We start from the raw sequence: 1,728 nt of genomic DNA on the forward strand, positions 1-1,728 counted from the left end.
TGAAATCGTCCTCATGTTCGCCATCATCAACATAGAAAAGCTCTGTGAGCCACTCTAACCCTCATTCAGCAGCTATTCAACAAAGCAAACAATTGTTCTCTCAAATCCAGACCAGATTGCCCTCCTGTATAAGACTCTAAAGGATATGCCGCAGTTCTCTATTGAAGGAGTTGCGGCGAGAATCGATAATAAATTCGTCTTTGAAGCACCTGAAGAGGTAAACATCGATGTAGATGTTAACATACTCTCAAACCACGAAAGCACGGTTCTATACCAATCTGAAGAGAAGTCTGAATTTGAGAAGCAACGGGAGCGAGAGCGTTTAATTGAGAAAATAAACGAGGGTCAACCAGAAGGTGAAGAGTACACGGTGGAGTCATTTGAAGAAGAATACGGAGAATTTGAAGACTGAATCACATTTATTAACCAGTTGGATAGATTGGTATGTATGACTGAAACAGGAACCTGTGAAAAGTGCGCTTCGGAAATATCAGTCGAGGCAGACCGTTGCCCTGAATGTGGCTATGAACCAGCCAGCCACGGTATTCTCGGTTCAATAGGTGTAGGTCTCGCAACTATGTTCAGCATCCTACTCGGCGGTCTCATCCTCATAATATGGGTAGTTGCCATCGGAACAGACTTCGGATTCACCGACGCTCTAATGCTGACCGCATTCTTCGGCTTCATCCTATTATTCCCGCTCGGGATTATCTACGCCGCTATGAATAAAGAGATGAAAACACCAACAGGGAAAAAGAAGAATCTGAAAGAAGAGTTGTTAGGAGAAGAGTGAGTTCAAAAGTCTATATGCCGAACAATTGAAAAGCGGAATCTTTCGTGGGGAACCCAGTGTTCCATACGCTCAGGAGTTCCACCCTCGTCTTCATATTTCTTTGCCTTCTCCAGAAGAATTCTGGCTAACTCTTTCATAGGAACTCCACCCTGTTCTTCGATTTCATCAGCCGCTTCTCGTGTAATCGAATGTGTGCGGTCATCATCTGGTGCTGAAATTTTATACACTTCACCTCCAGTTTCCTTTTCCAGATAACCATTCACCCTGTCAATCGTATTTATTGAAGCCGTCTCAGTCCAAACAATCGTATGAAGAAGTTCGTCCTCAATATCCAACTCCTCTTCGAGGTCGTAGCGGATTGAATCAATACTATACCCATCTGTGTCTTCCATATCCTCCTTCAACTTCTCTGCTATCACCTGAGCCTGTGATTCAGTTACATCATACTGTTCGTGGATAATCCCCGCCCGCTTCTCCACATTCACTTTGTCTTTGACAGCCCATTCTGGAACCTGAAACGCTCCGCCATTCTCAGACGCCTGCTCTGTTTGGTCATCGGTCTGCTCGCCACTACCCAACGCATCTGAAATTCTGTCGAATATCCCCATGAGTATCTGTTATTCAGGGAATATATGAAATTGTGGGAGAAAAATGATTAGTCGGCTGTAACTGGCTGTGCCACCGCTCGATGCTCTCTCTGATGGTCGTCTGCTTGTTTGTCTGTACTTGCTCGGATGTAAACAGCATAGTTTGTTGACATTTCTCTGGGCTGCTGCTTACAGATGGTACTCTATATAAATATCGGCGGTTGGTTACAGGGTGTAACTCATCGGTCGATTAATTACAGCGCTCATCTGTAGAAGTCAGTACTCAAGATTTTCTCGAACCAGTTGTCGGTGTTGAGAGTCAAGCTGAAGAAGTTCAAATAGCCCTGT

General features: G+C 44.5%; 3 protein-coding genes. 2 read left to right on the forward strand and 1 reads right to left on the reverse strand.

Going from position 1 to position 1,728, the window contains the following annotated elements; genetic code table 11:
- Positions 1–145: 145 nt before the first annotated feature.
- Entirely contained in the window at positions 146–412 is a 267-nt protein-coding gene (locus C446_RS18420; RefSeq protein ID WP_006671552.1) for a hypothetical protein, read from the forward strand.
- 36 nt (positions 413–448) lie between these two features.
- Positions 449–793, forward strand: a complete 345-nt coding sequence (locus C446_RS18425; protein ID WP_152419348.1) for a hypothetical protein — start codon at positions 449–451, stop codon at positions 791–793.
- Positions 794–795: 2 nt separating this feature from the next.
- Here the strand turns inward: C446_RS18425 and C446_RS02865 are convergent, their stop codons facing one another.
- Entirely contained in the window at positions 796–1,401 is a 606-nt protein-coding gene (locus tag C446_RS02865) for a hypothetical protein (protein WP_006671554.1), read from the reverse strand.
- Between the last annotated feature and the right edge of the window lie 327 nt (positions 1,402–1,728).

It is taken from the genome of Halobiforma nitratireducens JCM 10879 (genome assembly GCF_000337895.1).
Taxonomy (GTDB): domain Archaea; phylum Halobacteriota; class Halobacteria; order Halobacteriales; family Natrialbaceae; genus Natronobacterium; species Natronobacterium nitratireducens.